Source organism: Thiomicrorhabdus marina, assembly GCF_017571465.1.
In the GTDB taxonomy this organism is placed as follows: Bacteria; Pseudomonadota; Gammaproteobacteria; order Thiomicrospirales; family Thiomicrospiraceae; genus Thiomicrorhabdus; species Thiomicrorhabdus marina.
The window spans coordinates 58,182-77,203 of the sequence record NZ_JAGETV010000003.1; the positions used below are offsets into that span (position 1 = coordinate 58,182).

A 19,022-nucleotide genomic window follows, 5' to 3' on the forward strand; every position below is an offset into this window, starting at 1 on the left:
AACCGACGACTACTGACTCTTCTGATCTTCTAACTCTGAAAGGCGTGCTTCCAGTGCTTCAAGCTTACTACGAGTCTTCGCCAAAACCGCTTTCTGCACATCAAACTCTTCACGCGAAACCATTTCCATTCGCTCTAAAACACGCTGTAAATTCAACTGAACCTGCTTTTTTCCCTCTTCAGGGAACTCTGCAAAACCGGCAGGAATCGCATCGGCTAACTTTTTAGCCATTTCTTCTAACTGAGTTGGATTAAACATTACTACTCCTAAATCACAATTTAAGGTAACTATACCCATTCAGACTCAATTAGTGAAGTAGCGAACTCTAGGGAAGCGCAGAACAAGTCCAAATGGCTACTTCAAAGCATTACGCCCCAATGCATTTAGAAACCGTCATTAGAGCAATTTAAAATGCCTAGGTTTTTTTACTAATCTTTTTCAAACCCTTGCCGTTAATCAAATTAACGCTATAAACAATCATAAATAATAATGATGGCAAATAAGTAAGACTGACTTACTGTCCATGCATACAGGTGCCGACTTTGCTAAAATCATTAAACATAACAAGGGAAATAGCTATGTACCGTATTCAGGACAGTCCAAAAGTCGCGCTCCGACTTTTTCAATACATAAAGGCTAGTTTTGAAGAACAGGGGATAAACCCTATTCCACTCAATTACTATCTTTGGTATCAATATTACAAAGGCGAAAACCCGCAATTTCGTCAAGAGATGGACCATATTCTAAATGACGAAATAGGCTATAGCGACCGTATTGGACGCCGCCTATTCAATGATTATTTTGCAGTCGACACCACAGCCTCCGAGTTTGATAAAGCTTTTCGCCGCCTAGTTAACCTGATGGTCAAGAAAATTAATACTTGGAACGAAAAACTAGACACTCACACCGACGAGTTGGAAAACTCCACCGCCCGTTTACAAAACCAAGATCTTAACGTTGACGATATTCGCCAAATTACCGATAACGTTTTGCACACAGCGAACTCAATGCAGGCTACCAACCGAGAATTTCAGCAAGAAATGATCTCCAACGCACATGAGATCAAAAAACTTCGACAACAGTTACTCGCTGTACAAACCGAATCTTTACAAGATGAATTGACCGAAGTCGGCAATCGCAAAGCCTTCAATATGGAAATGGAACAAGTTTTGCAAGAAGCTGAAGAGTACGGTACAAAATGCTGTTTAATTCTGACTGATATCGACCATTTCAAAAAATTTAACGATACTTACGGGCATTTAATAGGAGACAGTGTTCTACGTTACTTTGCCAAGGTAATTAAGCGCAAGCAAGGTGCTAACGAAAAAGTATTCCGCTATGGCGGCGAAGAATTCGTCATCATTTTAAAGAACAGCTCACTGGAAGAAGCACACAAACGAGCAGAAGAGATTCGTAGCCAGGTTTCCAGCGCACATTTAAAACTGAAAAACTCTGATCAAGAAATCAATATGATTACCTCATCATTTGGTGTAGCGGAATTACGCTTAAAAGTAGATGACCGAGAAAGTCTGTTTGCTCGAGCAGACAAAGCGCTCTATCAAGCGAAAAAAGAAGGGCGTAACCAAGTTATCACCGAACAAGCAGCCTAAAGAAGTAACTGTCAAACTAGCAGGTCAAATTCTCGGCTAATTTGACTGCTTATCGCTTGTTTCAGCGATCCTATAGTCTCTTTCCATCACCCCTGCACCGAGAGCTCTTAGCTCATTTTTTCGGGCATTCAATTTCAAACGATTATGATAAGGGGCAGTATAAAGCACATAAACCGCGCGTTTGCGTGCATTGCTCCAAGTTTCACGCATATACAATTTCTGACCTTTTTCACTAAGGCGCTTTAATGCTCGTTGTGCAGCGGCAGGAGAGAAGAAAGAACCTGCCAACAGATATTTAGGCGTCTCTAATGCGACCGAAATCGGCGTAGTATCATCTGGAATAACTTCAACATCATTGATCGTATCGTAAAAGGTAATTTCCGGTTCGGCATACAACTTTGCCGCCTCAGGCATCGGTAAAGCCTCAACAAAGATACCGCTCGGCTCAACAACTTCCTCAACCTTTACCGTTTTTTCGGTAACTGACGAACTCGGCTCACGTAACCACTGCAACGGCTCATCCAAACTATTATTAGAAGGACTTTTCTCAACTTTCGGCTGGATTACATCTGCTTCGACTAAGGAATCATCAAGCGAAGTCTGCGACGCAGCTTCTGACAGGTTTTCAGTATGAGCTTGTGCAGCCTTAACGCTTGACTTAACACCAGAACTGGCAAAATGCGAGACCACCCAAATTCCACCTAGCATCACCACCATCATTAAAAACATCGACAACCATAAATTCCGGTTGCCACTCTGTTTTTCCTGACGCTTATGCCGTGCCGAATGGGTATCTAGCATTTTAGGTTGTCGAGGGCGATAATCGCGAGCCATGCGTCTACCTATCTACTAAGCAAAAAATGTAAGAGATTACATCGACTGTGGTGCCGACACATCCAATAGTGCCAGACCGTTTTTCAATACCTGTTTAACCGCGCTAATCAATGTTAGACGAGCTTGACGTAAGTTATCATCTTCAACAATAAACTGGCTTGCGTTGTAGTAAGAGTGTAATCCATTTGCCAAATCTTTCAGATAGTAAGCAATTTGGTGCGGCTCATAAACTACTGCGGCACGAGCAATAACTTCTGGATATTTCGCCAGTTCAGTCGCCAAAGCAGTTTCATGCTCGGCGGTCAGCAAGTTCAGATTCGCCATCCCTTGCTCAAGATCTAAGCGATAACCTTTATCAACTGCTTGTTCTAATACACGACAGATACGCGCATGTGCATACTGGATGTAATACACCGGGTTATCGTTCGACTGCGACTTCGCTAAATCCAAATCGAAATCCATATGTTGTTCCGACTTACGCTGCACATAGAAGAAACGCGCCGCATCAGCACCGACTTCTTCACGCAGTTCACGCAAAGTAACAAATTGACCGCTACGCGTCGACATCGCCACTTTTTCACCGCCACGATAAAGCACCGCAAACTGAACCAATAATACTTCAAGCTGTTCAGGATTGGTTTCCATCGCTTCCATCGCCGCACGCACACGCGGAATATAACCGTGATGGTCAGAACCCCAAATATCGATCAGCACATCAAAACCGCGTTCCAGTTTATTAAAGTGGTAAGCGATATCCGATGCAAAGTAAGTTTTTAGACCATTATCACGCACCACAACGCGATCTTTTTCGTCACCGTAATCGGTCGAGCGGAACCAAAGCGCGCCGCCTTTTTCATAAATTTTGCCGGCTTTCTGCAACTTCTCTAGCGCCGCATCAATCACACCGGTATCCATCAAAGAACGTTCCGAGAACCAGTTATCAAAGCGTACATTAAAGCCTTCTAAATCGTCTTTAATATCACCTAAAATACTGTTGATCGCAATCTGTAGTACATCGTAATACTGACTTCCAAGCAGGTGTTTGGCTTTTTCAATCAGGTCATCGATATGCTTTTCTTTATCACCGTCATCTTGACCTTCATCCGCCGTAATTCCGGCAAACACTTCAAAAGCCGGCTTCTGTAGCGTTTCCGCAAACTGATTACGTACCTGCGACGCAATATCGAAAATATAATCGCCCTTATAACCATTGCTCGGGAAAGCAAATTCTTCACCGCACTGTTCTAGGTAACGCAACCACACCGAAGTCGCCAAAATATCCATCTGACGACCGGCATCGTTAACGTAATATTCACGACAAACGTCGAAACCGGCAGCATCCAAAAGATTAGCAACTGACGCACCATAAGCCGCACCACGGCCATGCCCGACATGCAGCGGACCGGTCGGATTGGCAGAAACGAATTCCACTAAAACCGACTTACCTTGCCCGACATTGCAGCGACCATAATCGTCAGCTTTCTCGAAAACTTGCCCAACTACATCAAATTTCGCCGAGTCGTTGACAAAGAAGTTAATGAAACCCGGACCAGCAATTTCGACTTTCTCGATAATCGAGCTATTTTGCAACAAATCGATAATCTTCTGCGCCAAATCACGCGGCGGCATACCCGCCATTTTGGTGAGCATCATCGCCAAGTTAGTCGCGAAATCACCGTGCGCTTTATCGCGAGTGTTTTCAACATGGATGCGCGGTGCGGCATCTTCCGGAATCACACCTTGATCTTTAAGTTGTTGCACCACATCGGTCAAAATTTGCGCAAGTTGCTGCTTCATTTGCTGCTCTCTTTGTTGTAAATCTGCAATCTGTCGGGAAGTTTTCTGGATTTTCAAAACCGCCAATTCAAGCGGTTTTACGTTTCTAAAATCAAGCCAGATATGATACCTGATTTCACTTAAGGTTTTTACGAAATCTAGCGATTGAGCGCAGCCCTAAAAACAAAAAACCACCGGCCTACAGAATAGGCCGGTGGTTTTTGCAGACAACGCTGAGCGGAAAAACTAGCCGGAGGTTTTCGAAGCCGGTTTAGCGGTCTTCTTAGTTCCCGTTTTTTTCGCCGTTGTCTTTTTGGTTGTCGTTTTTTTCGCCGCGGCTTTCTTAGCAGGCGCCTTCTTCGCTGCGGCACGACCGCGTTTCTTCGGTTCTGGCGCTTCATCCAAACGCTTGATGCACTCTTCCAATGTTAACTGCAAAGCATCTTCATCCTTGGCAATCTTGGCATTTTTCTTGGTAGTCAAGTCAGTGATATAAGGCCCCCAGCGCCCTTTCAGGATTTTGACATCGGCATTTTCCGGGAAGGTTTTGACAATTTTCTCGGCTTCCGCTTGGATTTTTGCTTCCACTAAAATCACGGCTTCTTCCAGCGTGATGCTTAACGGATCATACCCCTTAATCGGCGCATATTTCTTGGTGCCATATTCCAGATAAGGTCCGAAAGGCCCCTGCTTAGCAATCAGCTTCTGACCGGCTTCAACGCCAAACGTCGAACCGTCCACTGCCGTAGCGCTGTATGATTCTGGCATTTCACCGACTTCACGAGGCAGCTTAAACAGTTCCAACGCATCTTCCAGCTTCAGCACATCCATTTTCTGCCCTGGCATCAGGCTAGCAAACTGCGGTTTCTCTTCATTTTCACCATCGCCCAGCTGCACATAAGGACCGAAACGACCGATTTTAACAAACATCGGCTTGCCGGTTTTTGGGTCATTCCCCAGTAAACGCGCCTGTCCGGCTTCTTCACGAGAAACGTCTTCCGCCGCTTCCACTTTCGGATGGAACTGGCTATAGAAGTCTTCCAGCATATCTTGCCATTCCAACTTACCGCTGGCGATAACATCGAATTTATCCTCAACTTTAGCGGTAAACTGATAATCCAAAACATCACCAAAATGCTTGGTCAAAAAGTTGGTAACAATACCGGCAATATCGGTCGGAAACAGCTTATTCTTTTCCGAACCCGCCATTTCCGATAAAGTTTCAGCATTCATGCCTTCCGCATTCAAAGTCAGCTGGCGGTAATCACGCGGCGTACCTTCACGATCTTCCTTGACCACATATCCACGCTGCTGCACAGTATCGATGGTCGGCGCATAGGTTGATGGACGACCAATACCCATCTCTTCCAAAGTACGAACCAGACTGGCTTCGTTGTAACGTGCCGGCGGGCGAGCAAAACTTTGACGAGCCGTCAGTTCGCCAAGCGACAAGGCTTGACCAATCTGCATCGGCGGTAAAATACCGTCATCGTTTTTATTGCCGAAATCGTAAACTTTCAAGAAACCTTCAAAAGTGATCACCTCACCTTTGGCAACCAATTTATCGTCACTCAAATTACTAATCGCAATCTCAACTGTGGTGCGTTGCAATTGTGCATCGGCCATTTGCGAAGCAATTGCACGGCGCCAAATCAATTGGTACAGTCGCTGCTCATTGCGCTCGCCAGTGACTTCACTGACATTAAAATCAGTCGGTCGAATCGCTTCGTGCGCCTCTTGCGCATCAGCGTTTTTGGTTTTGTAACGGCGGCTATGGCTGTATTCTGCACCGTAATTCGATGTCACAACTTCTTGCGCTTGAGCAATCGCCATTTCCGACAAGTTGACCGAGTCGGTACGCATATAGGTAATTTTCCCAGACTCATACAAACGCTGTGCAATCATCATGGTCTGCTTAACCGAGAAGCCTAGCTTTGAGGAAGCTTCCTGCTGTAGCGTTGATGTGGTGAAAGGCGCTTTCGGGCTACGTTTTGCCGGCTTTTCTTCTAACGACTGCACCGACAATTGCGCTTTGCTGATTGCCATCAGATAAGCTTGCGCTTCTTCTTCGGAGTCAAAACTCGCATTGCGTTTTACATCAATTTCACCACATGGCTGACCGGCTTGATCAAGCAACTGCAACTTACCTTGCACTTTGAATGAGAAGCTAGCCTCGAATTTTTCAATTTCTTTTTCACGTTCGACAATTAAGCGAACAGCCACCGACTGGACACGCCCAGCCGACAGGCCGGTACGGATTTTTTTCCATAGAATTGGCGACAGTTCAAAACCGACGATACGGTCGAGGATTCGGCGCGCTTGCTGCGCATTAACCAAATCCATATCCACAGTACGCGGATTAGCGACCGCGTTTTGAATCGCTGGTTTAGTGATTTCGTGGAACACAATACGTTTGGTGTTGCTAACATCCAGTTTTAAGGCTTCCGCTAGGTGCCAAGCAATGGCTTCCCCTTCGCGGTCCTCATCCGTTGCCAACCAAACCGCATCGGCCTCTTTAGTCAGTTTACGAAGCTCGGCAACGTTCTTCTTTTTATCCGGAGAGATTTCATAATTCGGCTCAAAACGATTCGCTAAATCAATCCCCATGCCTTTCTTTTGAATATCTCGAATATGGCCATAGCTCGAGCGGACAACAAAATCTTTGCCCAAATACTTTTCAATGGTTTTAGCCTTGGCCGGCGACTCCACTATCACCAAATTTGTCATAAATTCCCAATACTTCTTATCAGTCGAATCACTTGTAAATCCAAGGATTCAATTATTAATCTTTTTTTTAGGGTGCATAATTTTTTTCGGATTTGCAATCAATTTTGTTTGCGAACAGAAAAATTCGCAGAAAGGATATATAAAAATAAGAGTGCTTTTGCCGTTAGTGAAGACGCTGCCAACGTCCGGCAGAAAGTTTTTCCACCTGACCTTGCAATTCCAGCATCATTAACTCGGTCTGCAATGCAGAAAGCGGCATTTTACTGAGCACCAAGAGTTCATCTAGGGAAACTGGTTCAAACTCAATAAACTGCAATAATTTACGCGCCGACTCGGATAATTGCGCACCCTTATCATCGGAACTCGCAGACTTACCTTTCTCTTCCGGCAAGAGCGACAACTGTAATAAGGCGCCAAGTTCGGCAAACACATCTTCACCGGACTCAACCAACTTGGCGCCTTGCTTGATTAACTGGTGGCAACCCTTAGCTTGTGGATTGTGAATCGACCCCGGAATCGCAAACACTTCGCGTCCCTGCTCATTGGCAGTACGCGCGGTAATCAGAGAACCGCTTTTCAAGCTCGCTTCGACCACCAAAGTACCGACACTTAAACCGCTGATAATGCGATTACGACGTGGAAAGTTTTTTGCCAAAGGGCGTGTGCCAAGCGGATATTCGGAGACCATCGCCCCCTCGGCAGCAATTTCTCGCGCCAAAGCTTGATTAGCTGCCGGATAGACTCGGTCTAAACCCGTCCCTAAAACAGCAATGGTTTTACCAGTACCTTTTAATCCGCCTTGATGCGCGGCGGCATCGACACCGGCGGCCAAACCGGAAGTAATGGTCAACCCCTGTGAGGAAAGAAAACTGGCAAAATCGAGAGCATTGGCGATACCGGTTTTCGAGGCGTTACGACTGCCGACTACAGCAATCTGCGGGTCATTCAATAACTCGACACTGCCGCGCACCGCTAAAATCGGCGGCGCATCATCGATCTCTTTTAATAAACGTGGATAGTCACTATCCCAATAAGTCAGCCAACGTTGCGGAAAACCGCTACTGTCTTCTTGCCAAGCCAATGCTTGTGCAACTAAAGGCTCAGCAATGTCGTCTTGCAGCTGTTGCAGCTGCCAAGCATTGAAACCGCTGATTTTTTGAATTTCGTTATCACTGGACTGCAAAACATTGCTAAAACTGCCGAAAGCCTGCAACAGAGCCTGTAACTGCTCCAGTTTGGGCTGCGCTTGATGCAAACGCAAGAGTTGTGGGAGTTCTGAAAACGCAGACATAAAATTCAACTTACAATTCAGCTATAATGCAGACAATTATTGATAACCCTGATTTACAGGCGCTAAAAACCTGTAAAAAAGTATAAACGCAAAGAGCATTTTAATGGAAAAACACGCCGATTTACTCGACATTGTCCTGTACCCTGAGCAAGGCCTTCGCGAGATATGCAAACCGGTCGCTGAAATGAATGACCGCATCGACAAACTAATTGACGACATGTTTTACACTATGTACGACGCGCCGGGTATCGGCTTGGCCGCGCCGCAAATCGCCGTACAAGAGCGCGTAATCGTGGTTGATGTGTCAGAAAGCAAAGACGAACCTATCGCCCTGATTAACCCGAAAGTGATTCAAGAAGCCGGTAGCATCACTTGGGAAGAAGGCTGTTTATCTCTGCCGGGCGTTTATGGCAAGGTCAAACGCCCAAGCGACATTATCGTTGAAGGCATGAACCGTGACGGCAAGATCATCCAAATCGAAGCCAGCGAACTGTTAGCAGTCTGTTTACAGCATGAAATCGATCATTTGAACGGCGTACTTTTCACCGACCATCTATCCGGTTTGAAACGCACTCGCGCTCTGCAAAAGTTCCGTAAACTGCAAGCCGAAGGCGAAAAATAATGAGCCAGCCATTGAAGATTATTTTTGCCGGAACACCGGATTTTTCGGTCGCACCTTTGCAAGCGTTGCTTGATTCCGAACACGACGTGATTGCCGTCTATACACAACCGGATCGCCCAGCCGGACGCGGTCGAAAACTAACGGCCAGTCCGGTCAAGCAACTCGCTCTAGAACACGACCTGCCGGTTTATCAGCCATTGAGTTTGCGCGACGAAGCCGCACAAGCTGAAGTCGCCGCCCTAAATGCCGATGTCATGGTGGTGGTTGCTTACGGTTTAATTTTGCCGAAAGCGGTATTGGAGATGCCGAAATTGGGCTGTCTAAATATCCACGCTTCATTGTTGCCAAGATGGCGTGGTGCGGCACCAATCCAGCGTTCAATTCAATCCGGCGACGCGGAAACCGGCATCACCATTATGCAGATGGATGTCGGTTTAGACACCGGCGATATGCTGTATAAAATCGCAACACCAATCAGTGCCGACGACTCTTCACAAACCCTGCATGACCGTTTAATGGACATGGGCGCGCAAGCGATTATCGACACCTTAGCCGACCTGCCAAACTTGCAGAAAAAAGCTGAAGGGCAAGACGAGTCGCTCGTGACCTATGCGGAAAAACTCAGCAAAGCAGAAGCGGAAATCGACTGGACTAAACCGGCCAGCGAACTGCAACGCGCCGTGCAAGCTTATAACCCTTGGCCGGTCGCTTTCTGTAACTTCCAAGACAAACCACTGCGTATCTGGAGCAGCCGCGTTATCGAAGCTAGCACCGATGCAACTCCGGGAACCGTATTAGCGGTCGAAAAAGACGGCGTGCAAGTACAGACCGGTGACGGCGTTCTATGCCTGACTCAAGTGCAACCGGCCGGTAAAAAAGCCATGGCAGCCTATGACTTTGCGCAAGCGCGTCAACTGCAAGGACAGCTTCTACAATGAGTGAGCAGCCAAGCCAAAACAGCGGCGCACACACTCGCTTTGTCGCGTTGAAAATGTGTCTACAAGTGGTCGAGCACGGCCGCTCTTTGAGCCAAGTATTACCGGAAGGTTTAGCACAATTCAGTGATAAGCGTGAACGCTCGTTTGTGCAAAACTTGGTGCTCGGCACCTTGCGCTGGCAATTTCGCTTAATGGCGATTCGCTCGCAACTCTTAAAGAAAAAACTGAAAGCCAAAGACGAAGACGTCAATCAACTGATTCTGCTTGGCTTATTCCAAATTTTGCATACTGAAACCGCTGAACATGCGGCGGTTTCGGAAACCGTCAATGTCACCGCCAAGCTAAAAAAGCCGTGGGCGAAAGGTTTAGTAAATGGTATCCTGCGTAACTTTATGCGTGAAAAAGACGCCATCTGCGCCGAAGTTGATCTGAAACCGGCGCAGAAATATTCGCATCCGCAGTGGTTCTTCAAAGCGATGCGCAAAGCCTATCCTGAACACTGGCAAGAAATTCTTGAAGCCAATAACCAAATCGCGCCGCTGACCTTGCGCAATAACGCCTTGGAACAGTCGCGCGATGAATTATTGCAAGCCTTTGCAGAAGCCGACATCCAAGCCAGCGAGCATCCGCATTGTCAGCAAGGCATCGTGTTGGAACAAAGCACCGATATCACCCAACTGCCGACCTATGACGAAGGCGGTTTTAGCGTACAGGATGCCGCAGCACAACAGGCTGCGCAAATCCTGCAACCACAAGCAGGCCAAAAAATCCTAGACGCTTGTGCAGCACCAGGCGGTAAAACTGCACACTTACTGGAATACGCCAATGCCGATTTAGATTTATTGGCACTGGAAAAAGAGCCCGAGCGCCTGGATAGATTGGCGGAGAACTTGCACCGTCTTGGATTAGAGTGCGATTATCGAGTTGGTGATGCCAGTCAAGCAAGCGACTGGTGGGACGGTCAACCTTTTGACAAAATCCTTCTGGATGCACCTTGTTCGGCAACAGGCATTATTCGCCGTCACCCAGATATTAAATGGCACCGTATCCCGGAAGACATCGAAGAGCTGGTCGAAATTCAGCAAAAAATTCTTGATGAGTTATGGCAAACTCTGAAACCCGGTGGACAGATGCTGTATGCAACCTGTTCGGTACTGCCACAAGAAAACCGCGAACAGATGCAAGCTTTCTTGGAACGTACCAACGATGCAGAGATGATTCCGTTAGCGGTGGACTGGGGTTGGCAAGACAGTGAAATCGGACGTCAAATCCTACCGGGGCAAGACGGCATGGACGGCTTTTACTACTGCTTGCTGCAAAAGCAAGCGTAAACGGTAGCAGGCTCAGGGTATGCAATCGGTCACAAGGCATTTCTCAATCATCTTGATAATCGCCAGCATGTTTGCCGCCCTTTCCATGCCTGCGTTCAGCGCCGACGACATCAGCAAGTCAATTCGCTTGGACCCTTTCTCACAATTAATTAGCCCAAACGATGATGACATCATCGGTTTACAGCCCAACCAAGCCCAACCCAAAGAAGTGTTGAATATCGATCTGGATGAAATGCTCGCTGACGAGGAAAGTGTTATCGACACCATCAGCCAACCGAGCATCACTCTGATCAAGGTGGTCGATTATCGCGATAATCAGCAACTAAAGATTGATTCGCTAAGTCGCTTTAAACTCGGCGAAGCGCAGATTGAAGCGATTAATCATGGCATCAGCCTGAAATTCCGCACCGAAATCCTGCTGACCGAAAGCAGTTCTCTTCTCGGCTTTCCCTATCAGCGTACTCGCAAGCACTTTCGCTACCACACCGAACTGACCAGTTTTGGCCTTAACCGCCAGTATCTTTTATTCAATAACCGCAATGACAAACGTCAACATTTCAGTTCCATTGACCGCGCTCTGGAAACCATGGGCACGCTCGATGACTTTGAAATTGCTAATTTAAAAGAACTACACCCAACCCAAAAGTATCGATTACGAGTGCGCATCTATTTGGATTACTGGGCTTTGCCGTCGCCGATGTTACTGGACGCACTGCTGGATGACTCTTGGCGCTTGGACAGCGGCTGGTTTGAAGTTAACCTAACCACTCCATTGAGTTGGCAATAACAGGAGTCGCAGATGGGATCATTTGGACGCTTTTTAAAACAGTTCGGCTGGGTTAGCCTGCTGTTTAGTGTATTGATGTTGATGCTGGTGATGATGAGCCAAATTCTGCAAAACGCCTCCAAATTCGAAGAGGCCTACTCAGTGATGCTCGTTATCACTTGGGTCGGCGTCGGGGTTCTCTTGGGTCTGTTTGTGCGCACCTTGTGGAAGCTGTATCGCCAATTTCAACAGAATATTCCCGGCATTAAAATCACTATCCGCCTAACGGTTTTGGCGACGATTTTAATGGGCATTCCGGCAATCACCATCTTCGCCTTCTCGCTGAATTTTATCCAACAAGGCATTAACCAATGGTTTGACGTCACCACTGAAGATGCGCTCAATAAAGCCGCTAATCTCGCAACCATCACCTTGGACAATAAAACTCGCGACAGTTTAAAACTAACGCAAAGCGTAGTCAGTCAGCAGCAAATCGGTTTGGAATTCAATCCGGTGGCAACCGTCGATACCATCCGTATTCTGCTCAATGCTCAAGAGGTTGCGCTCTATCAAACCAACCAACAACTAGCCGCTTTCAGCTCTCGTGACAACACGCAAATTTTACCGAGTACGACACCCGGCGATAATCTGTTCCAACAAGTGCGGAAAGAGACTCCTTATGCCGCTATCGAGAGCATCCCCGGCGCCACCCTCAAAGAACAATTCGTACGCATTCTGATTCCAGTCGGACGCTCATTGAACTCGCAATATGCGCTACAGGCAATTTTCCCAATTCCGCAAAACCTCACTGCGCAAGCCGACTCGGTAGCCGTAGCCGCACAACAATACAGCGAACTTTCATACCTAAAAGGCCCATTAACCACCAGTTTCACCTTAATCTTATCAATGGTAGTGTTACTGACTTTAGTGACAGCAGTACTGTTTACCGTGCGAGCAGTACAGAACTTCACTAGCCCGATTCGTACTTTAGCACGCGGTACCAAAGCAGTTTCACGCGGCGACTATACCATTCGCATGCCGGTCAAACAGCAGGATGAATTCGGCGAATTGATTAGCTCTTTCAACGATATGATTAGCCGTATCGCACAAGCGCGAAACGACATTAAACTCAGTCACCAACAAGCCGAAGTGCAAAAACTGTATCTGCAAACCGTCATCCAAAACCTGACTAGCGGCGTGATTACCATGGACACGCAACAGCAAATTCGTACCTTGAATAGCGCCGCCGAAAGAATCCTCGATGTAAAAAGTGAACACCTTCTAGATCAGAGTATGTCGTTCCTCGCCAAGGCGAAAACCCTAGAAGAATTACCCGGCGACCAAGAACTGCATCAACAAAGCTTGCAACATCTGTTGGGACGAATCGTGCAGGAATTTTCCGATTTAGAAAGTGCCTCCAACAAACCAGCCAACGATTCGGAAAATAGCTGGAGCATGCAGTTTGAATTCCAAGTCGCCAATGGTCAAAAAATCTTATTTTTACACGGCTCACCGCTACCGGCGCTGGATCAGAAAGCAGCTGGTTACATTATCGTTATCGATGACATTACCGAATTGGTACAAGCACAAGTACACGCTGCTTGGAGTGATGTGGCACGCCGTTTGGCACATGAAATCAAAAACCCGCTCACGCCGATACAACTTTCGGCGGAACGTCTTAATTTTAAACTTGGGCGCAAGCTAGAAGGCGAAGATCAGGCGCTACTCGACCGACTAACGCTGACCATTATCGAGCAAGTCAGTACCATGCAAACACTGGTACAAGCGTTCAGTGATTACGCCAATACGCCGGAAGTCAAACTGCAACGTACCGAATTGTGCAGCTTGATTCAAGGCATCACCGAAATGTATCAAGACCCGAGCGCTAAGTGGCAAGTCGTCTCACATCTCGATCAAAATTGTCCGTTGGTATTAGCGGATAAATCACGCCTGCGCCAACTGTTCCACAATCTAATTAAGAACGCCTTAGAAGCCTGCGAAGAATTGCCGGCACCTAAGGTCGAAGTCCGCGCCGATGTAGTTGACAATGATCATCTCGAAATTCACGTTTGCGATAATGGCCCCGGCATTCCGCAAGAGGCGCAAAACTGGATTTTTGAACCCTATTCAACCGATAAACCGAAAGGGACGGGCTTAGGTTTAGCGATTGTCCGCAAAATTGTTGACGAACATCACGGACAAATTCGGGTTAAGACTTCACCCGCCGAGGGCACCTGCTTTATAATCACTTTACCCATCCTAGCTAGCGAGTAAACATGAAACCGGGCAAACTACTGATAGTTGATGACGAAAAAGACATTCGTAATTTAATGCACGAAATCTTTGCCGAGGAAGGTTATCAGGTTGATACCGCTGCCAACGGCGTTCAGGCCAAGCAAGCTTGGCGACAAAGTTTACCGGATATTATGTTTCTCGACGTATGGATGCCGGACGTAGACGGCATTAGTCTTCTTAAAGATATGCAACAGGAATCGCTTCTAGAACACACCAAAGTGATTATGATGTCCGGCCACGGTACTATCGAAACGGCAATTGAAGCCACCAAACTGGGGGCTTACGACTTCTTGGAAAAACCGCTTTCGCTGGCAAAACTGATTGTCACTGCCGAACGCGCCATGGAGAACATCCGTCTTAATCAAGAAAACCGTCAGCTTAAACAGAAGCTACCGGAGCAGTTCTTGCCAATTGGCAAAAGCAAATCCATGGTCAGCTTGCGTGAGACCGTAGAACGCTTAGCGAAATTCACCATGCCGGTATTGATTGAAGGCGAATCCGGCAGCGGTAAACATCATCTAGCGCGAGCACTGCACAAAACCAGTAGCCGTAAAGATGGAGCGATTGTTGAACTTTCCGCTTATGACTTTAACCGCCATTTAGAGCAAATGCAGGAATCCGCACTATTACAGCAACTGCGTCAAGCCGACATGGGCACCTTAGTCATTGCGAATATTGAACAACTGAATCTTGACGCACAAAATATTTTGACCGATTTAATTCAAAATAAAATGGTGCAGATGGACGAACAGAAGATCGCTTTAGATATTCGCATTATCGCTCTGAGCCGAGGTGAGCTGGAACTCGCCGTCGAACACGGTAATTTCCGCGACGAACTGTATCAACGTCTGAAGGTGATGCCAATCGGCATTCCTGCCTTGCGCCAACACACTGAAGATATTCCCGAACTATTGGAGTTCTTCATCAACCACTACGTCACCCGTGATGGTTTGGAATACCGTCATTTCAGTGTTCCTGCGCAAAATACACTGCGCCAGTACGCTTGGCCGGGGAATTTAAAAGAATTACAAAACCTAGTACAACGTATATTAATTCTTGGCAATGGCGAAGTGACCGATGAAGAAGTGCGCAATTATCTTAAAGAATCGCAAAGCGAATCCAGTCAAGCAGCCAACGTCGATACCACTTTAAATTTAAAAGAAGCCAAAGACCGTCTGGAAGCGGCTTATCTGTCGCAACTATTACGCGAAACCGGCGGCAATGTCGCCGAGACCGCAAAACGTTCCGGCATTGACCGCACCAACCTATACCGTAAATTGAAAAATCTCGGTATAGACCCGAAAAACCCAATCTGATTTGGCTAACGGAAGGTCTCTCAAGACCATGATGTAAATCGAGAACGCAGATGAACATAGTGATTTTAGGTGCCGGTCAAGTCGGCTCATCGCTGGCAGAAGTGCTAGCTAATGAAAACAATGATGTAACCGTGGTTGATATTGACCGCCTACATCTACAGCGTCTGCAAGACCGCCTCGATATCCGCACTGTTTTCGGCCACGCTTCGCATCCAGACATTCTGACCCAAGCCGGCTTGGAAGACGCTGATATGCTGATTGCCGCAACTCAGAATGACGAAACCAATATCGTCGCTTGCCACCTTGCACAATTGATGTACAAGGTGCCGACTAAGATTGCTCGTGTACGCGGTCGTTCTTATCTTGCTCACCCTGAACTTTTTGATAGAAACCAGAACGAAAACGCCGTCAATATCGACCTGCTTATCAGCCCGGAAAACCTGGTAACTGAATATATCCTACAATTAATCGAATATCCCGGATCATTGCAGGTTATCGATTTCCATCACAGTAAACTACGTATGGTCGCAATGCGCGCCTATGAAGATGGTCTATTGGTTAACAAGCAGATTAATACTCTGAAAAAACATCTTCCTAGCGCAATTAAAACCCGAATTGTCGCCATTTATCGTAACCGAGACGAAATCGTTATGCCTACTGGCGACACAGTAATTCGAGCAGGGGACGAAGTATTTTTCCTAGCCGAGCCGCGTCATGTCCCGGCTATCATTGCCGAATTACGTCAGAAAAAAGAAAAACCGTCACGCAATATCATGATTGGCGGCGGCGGAAATATCGGTTTTCATCTCGCAAAAGCCTTGGAAAAAGACCATATGGTTAAATTAGTTGACCATAATATGCTTCAAGCCCGAGAAGTCGCGGAACAATTGAATAATACCGTAGTCATTCGCGGCGATATTTCCGATAAAGATTTGTTATTGGAAGAAAATATCGATGAAATCGATCTATTCGTTGCGGTAACCAATAGCGACGAAGCCAATATTATTTCCGGCATGCTCGCCAAAAAACTCGGCGTGCGCCGTGTTATTGCTCTGGTGAATAACCAATCTTATGTCGAACTGATTCAATTGAACGGTATCGATGTGGCAATTTCCGCCGACAGCATCACAACCAGTAATTTATTGCACCATACACGCCAGGGCGACACGGTAAAAGCCGTAACCTTACGCCGTGGTGCCGCAGAAGCGATGGAAGTCGTTGCGCACGGTAGTGAAAATACCTCGGAAATTATCGGTAAGACCCTAGCTGAAATTCCTTGGCCAAGCGACATCACTGTCGGCGCGATTATCCGAAATAACGAGGTGATTATTGCTCATCGTGACTTGGAAATTGAAGCCGAAGATCATGTCATTCTCTTCCTGACCGACCCAAATAGCGCCTCGGCAATTGCCGAACTGTTTGCCACCAGCGAACCAAGCTGGTTTAGCTGGAACTAAGTATGCACTCCAAAATCATCCTTAAAATCATCGGTCTATTGCTGATGATTTTCAGCCTGACCCTAGTCCCTCCGATTATTGTTGCGTTGATTTATCAAGATGGCGCTCTAACGGCATTTGCTTCAGTTATGGGCGGAGTCTTAATGCTCGGCTTATTTTTATGGCACCCGGTTCGCGATTACAAACAAGACCTGAAAATCCGCGACGGCTTCTTCGTCGTGGTCATGTTTTGGGTGGTGCTCGGCATGGTCGGAGCACTTCCTTTATATATCGAAAAGGAGGTGCCTCTCAGCCTAACCGATTCCATTTTTGAGTCCTTCTCCGGCTTGACTACCACCGGCGCAACCGTACTGACCGGCTTAGACGATTTACCGCATGCCATTCTCTGGTATCGACAACAGCTACAGTGGCTTGGTGGCATGGGGATTATCGTTTTAGCGGTCGCAGTGCTGCCTATGCTCGGCGTTGGCGGCATGCAATTGTATCGAGCAGAGATGCCTGGTCCAATGAAAGATTCGAAAATTGCACCACGTATATCGGAAACCGCCAAAGCGCTTTGGTACATTTATCTCGGCTTAACCATCGCCTGCGCTCTAGCCTATCGGTTTGCTGGCATGAACTGGTTTGACGCCTTTAGCCATAGTTTCTCTACCGTTGCGATTGGCGGCTTCTCGACCCATGATGCCAGTATCGGTTATTTCGACAGCTTTGAAATTGAATTGGTCGCCATCTTCTTTATGATCTTGGCAGGAATTAACTTTGCACTGCACTTTAGCGCTTTCCGTAGCTTAAACGCCAAAACTTACCTTAGTGACCCTGAATTTAAAGTCTACGCGACCCTATTGCTCGCAATTAGCCTTATCGTCAGCGTATTTTTATATCTACACAATGTCTATCCGAACTGGTCGGATTCCATACGTTATGGCTTATTCCAAGCAATCTCCATTACCACCACCACCGGTTTCGCCAATGCTGACTTTTCTGCATGGCCAAGTTTCTTGCCCGCGTTACTGATATTTATGAGCTTTATCGGCGGTTCTGCGGGTTCAACCGCCGGCGGTATGAAAGTGATTCGTTTCTTGCTACTTTCCAAACAAGTGTTACGTGAAATCCAAGGCTTATTGCATCCAAACGCAATTATGCCGGTAAAACTCAGCGGCCGCAGTATTCCGGAAAAAGTGATGATGGCTGTCTGGGGTTTCCTAGCCGTTTACGTCTTTACCTTCACGATTATTATGCTCGTGGTAATGGCACTGGGGGTTGACCAAGTCACCGCTTTCTCGGCGGTGGCAGCAATGATGAATAACCTCGGCCCGGGATTAGGTGAAGTTTCCGCCAACTACGCGACGCTAAGTGATCCGGTGAAATGGGTGCTGACCTTCGCCATGCTGCTCGGGCGCTTGGAAATTTTCACCTTACTGGTATTATTCACCGCTGCTTTCTGGCGTAAATAAAAAGGATCGTAACCGTGCTTAGCAGCCAAGAAAAATGGGATCAGCGCTATGCTGACTGCACCTTACAAACACCGGCTAATCCCTGCTTTGTGCTACAACAACACAGCAAACTGCTGCCTTTTTCCGGCAGAGCTTTGGAACTAGCATGCGGGCTGGGCGGAAACGCTCGTTTCTTGGCGCGCTGCGGGCTGAAAACCGACGCTTGGGATATTTCCGATAACGCACTGACTATCCTGAATAACTTCGCCAACCTAAATCACTTGCCAATCACACCGCTGATTACCGACCTGGAACAGATGCTTCTTCCCTATCAACAATACGATGTTATTGTCGTCAGTAGATATCTAGACCGCGCCTTGTGCAAACAACTCGTTTCGGCATTAAAGCCAAATGGCTTGTTGTTTTACCAAAGTTTTCTCGCCCCCATGCAAAACAATGCACCGAGTAATTCTGACTTTTATCTGCAAACCGGAGAATTGGTCAAACTCTTTAAAGAATTGCGTTGTGAAGTGAATGGCGAAGGCTGGTTAGCGTCGGAAAACGCGAGCGACGGTGCTGAGAAGCACCGCTACAGCTGGTTTATTGGGCGCAAAATCAAATCGTAA

General features: G+C 47.0%; 15 protein-coding genes. 10 read left to right on the forward strand and 5 right to left on the reverse strand.

Translation table 11 applies throughout. The features are described from left to right. Window positions 1–9: 9 nt before the first annotated feature. Complete coding sequence (locus J3998_RS02630) at window positions 10–258, reverse strand: accessory factor UbiK family protein (RefSeq protein ID WP_208147500.1); 249 nt, start codon at window positions 256–258, stop codon at window positions 10–12. A 320-nt stretch (window positions 259–578) separates the two neighbouring features. On the opposite strand from J3998_RS02630, the gene J3998_RS02635 reads away from it, so the two are divergent. Next, complete coding sequence (locus J3998_RS02635; RefSeq protein WP_208147502.1) at window positions 579–1,610, forward strand: GGDEF domain-containing protein; 1,032 nt, start codon at window positions 579–581, stop codon at window positions 1,608–1,610. 36 nt (window positions 1,611–1,646) lie between these two features. On the opposite strand, the gene J3998_RS02640 is transcribed toward J3998_RS02635, so the two are convergent. The 4 genes from J3998_RS02640 to dprA all read right to left on the reverse strand — a co-directional run bounded on the left by J3998_RS02640 (window position 1,647) and on the right by dprA (window position 8,238). Then, window positions 1,647–2,444, reverse strand: a complete 798-nt coding sequence (locus J3998_RS02640; RefSeq protein WP_208147504.1) for an SPOR domain-containing protein — start codon at window positions 2,442–2,444, stop codon at window positions 1,647–1,649. Window positions 2,445–2,480: 36 nt separating this feature from the next. Then, window positions 2,481–4,241 carry an arginine--tRNA ligase gene (gene argS, locus J3998_RS02645; protein WP_208147506.1) on the reverse strand — a complete coding sequence of 587 codons (1,761 nt, stop codon included), beginning with the start codon at window positions 4,239–4,241 and terminating at the stop codon, window positions 2,481–2,483. 225 nt (window positions 4,242–4,466) lie between these two features. Continuing rightward, window positions 4,467–6,947, reverse strand: coding sequence for a type I DNA topoisomerase (gene topA / locus J3998_RS02650; protein WP_208147508.1), 2,481 nt, complete (start codon window positions 6,945–6,947; stop codon window positions 4,467–4,469). A gap of 163 nt (window positions 6,948–7,110) precedes the next feature. Beyond that, window positions 7,111–8,238, reverse strand: coding sequence for a DNA-processing protein DprA (gene dprA / locus J3998_RS02655; RefSeq protein ID WP_208147520.1), 1,128 nt, complete (start codon window positions 8,236–8,238; stop codon window positions 7,111–7,113). Between the two features lie 103 nt (window positions 8,239–8,341). Here dprA and def point away from each other — a divergent pair, with 103 nt between their 5' ends. The 9 genes from def to J3998_RS02700 are packed head-to-tail and all read left to right on the forward strand — an operon-like array spanning window position 8,342 to window position 19,022. Next, window positions 8,342–8,860 carry a peptide deformylase gene (def, locus tag J3998_RS02660; RefSeq protein ID WP_208147522.1) on the forward strand — a complete coding sequence of 173 codons (519 nt, stop codon included), beginning with the start codon at window positions 8,342–8,344 and terminating at the stop codon, window positions 8,858–8,860. Beyond that, on the forward strand, window positions 8,860–9,798 hold the full coding sequence (gene fmt / locus J3998_RS02665; protein ID WP_243750565.1) for a methionyl-tRNA formyltransferase: 939 nt from the start codon (window positions 8,860–8,862) through the stop codon (window positions 9,796–9,798). Before def ends, fmt begins: the two co-directional genes overlap by 1 nt. Further along, window positions 9,795–11,129, forward strand: a complete 1,335-nt coding sequence (gene rsmB / locus J3998_RS02670; protein WP_208147524.1) for a 16S rRNA (cytosine(967)-C(5))-methyltransferase RsmB — start codon at window positions 9,795–9,797, stop codon at window positions 11,127–11,129. The genes fmt and rsmB overlap by 4 nt, the downstream gene beginning before the upstream one ends. A gap of 19 nt (window positions 11,130–11,148) precedes the next feature. Continuing rightward, complete coding sequence (locus J3998_RS02675) at window positions 11,149–11,916, forward strand: DUF4390 domain-containing protein (protein ID WP_208147526.1); 768 nt, start codon at window positions 11,149–11,151, stop codon at window positions 11,914–11,916. A gap of 12 nt (window positions 11,917–11,928) precedes the next feature. Further along, a complete protein-coding gene (locus J3998_RS02680) occupies window positions 11,929–14,169 on the forward strand; it encodes a sensor histidine kinase (RefSeq protein ID WP_208147528.1) in 2,241 nt (746 codons plus the stop codon). Between the two features lie 2 nt (window positions 14,170–14,171). Further along, on the forward strand, window positions 14,172–15,506 hold the full coding sequence (locus J3998_RS02685; protein WP_208147530.1) for a sigma-54-dependent transcriptional regulator: 1,335 nt from the start codon (window positions 14,172–14,174) through the stop codon (window positions 15,504–15,506). A 50-nt stretch (window positions 15,507–15,556) separates the two neighbouring features. After that, a complete protein-coding gene (gene trkA / locus J3998_RS02690; protein WP_208147532.1) occupies window positions 15,557–16,963 on the forward strand; it encodes a Trk system potassium transporter TrkA in 1,407 nt (468 codons plus the stop codon). Window positions 16,964–16,965: 2 nt separating this feature from the next. Next, window positions 16,966–18,417 carry a TrkH family potassium uptake protein gene (locus tag J3998_RS02695; RefSeq protein WP_208147534.1) on the forward strand — a complete coding sequence of 484 codons (1,452 nt, stop codon included), beginning with the start codon at window positions 16,966–16,968 and terminating at the stop codon, window positions 18,415–18,417. Window positions 18,418–18,431: 14 nt separating this feature from the next. Continuing rightward, window positions 18,432–19,022: a class I SAM-dependent methyltransferase gene (locus tag J3998_RS02700; protein WP_341829241.1), complete on the forward strand. Its 591-nt coding sequence runs from the start codon at window positions 18,432–18,434 to the stop codon at window positions 19,020–19,022.

Coding starts and splice junctions, on each gene's coding strand:
- J3998_RS02630 (WP_208147500.1), bottom strand. CDS start 258: ATGTTTAATCCAACTCAGTTAGAAGAAATGGCTAAAAAGTTAGCCGAT.
- J3998_RS02635 (WP_208147502.1), top strand. CDS start 579: ATGTACCGTATTCAGGACAGTCCAAAAGTCGCGCTCCGACTTTTTCAA.
- J3998_RS02640 (WP_208147504.1), bottom strand. CDS start 2,444: ATGGCTCGCGATTATCGCCCTCGACAACCTAAAATGCTAGATACCCAT.
- argS (WP_208147506.1), bottom strand. CDS start 4,241: ATGAAGCAGCAACTTGCGCAAATTTTGACCGATGTGGTGCAACAACTT.
- topA (WP_208147508.1), bottom strand. CDS start 6,947: ATGACAAATTTGGTGATAGTGGAGTCGCCGGCCAAGGCTAAAACCATT.
- dprA (WP_208147520.1), bottom strand. CDS start 8,238: ATGTCTGCGTTTTCAGAACTCCCACAACTCTTGCGTTTGCATCAAGCG.
- def (WP_208147522.1), top strand. CDS start 8,342: ATGGAAAAACACGCCGATTTACTCGACATTGTCCTGTACCCTGAGCAA.
- fmt (WP_243750565.1), top strand. CDS start 8,860: ATGAGCCAGCCATTGAAGATTATTTTTGCCGGAACACCGGATTTTTCG.
- rsmB (WP_208147524.1), top strand. CDS start 9,795: ATGAGTGAGCAGCCAAGCCAAAACAGCGGCGCACACACTCGCTTTGTC.
- J3998_RS02675 (WP_208147526.1), top strand. CDS start 11,149: ATGCAATCGGTCACAAGGCATTTCTCAATCATCTTGATAATCGCCAGC.
- J3998_RS02680 (WP_208147528.1), top strand. CDS start 11,929: ATGGGATCATTTGGACGCTTTTTAAAACAGTTCGGCTGGGTTAGCCTG.
- J3998_RS02685 (WP_208147530.1), top strand. CDS start 14,172: ATGAAACCGGGCAAACTACTGATAGTTGATGACGAAAAAGACATTCGT.
- trkA (WP_208147532.1), top strand. CDS start 15,557: ATGAACATAGTGATTTTAGGTGCCGGTCAAGTCGGCTCATCGCTGGCA.
- J3998_RS02695 (WP_208147534.1), top strand. CDS start 16,966: ATGCACTCCAAAATCATCCTTAAAATCATCGGTCTATTGCTGATGATT.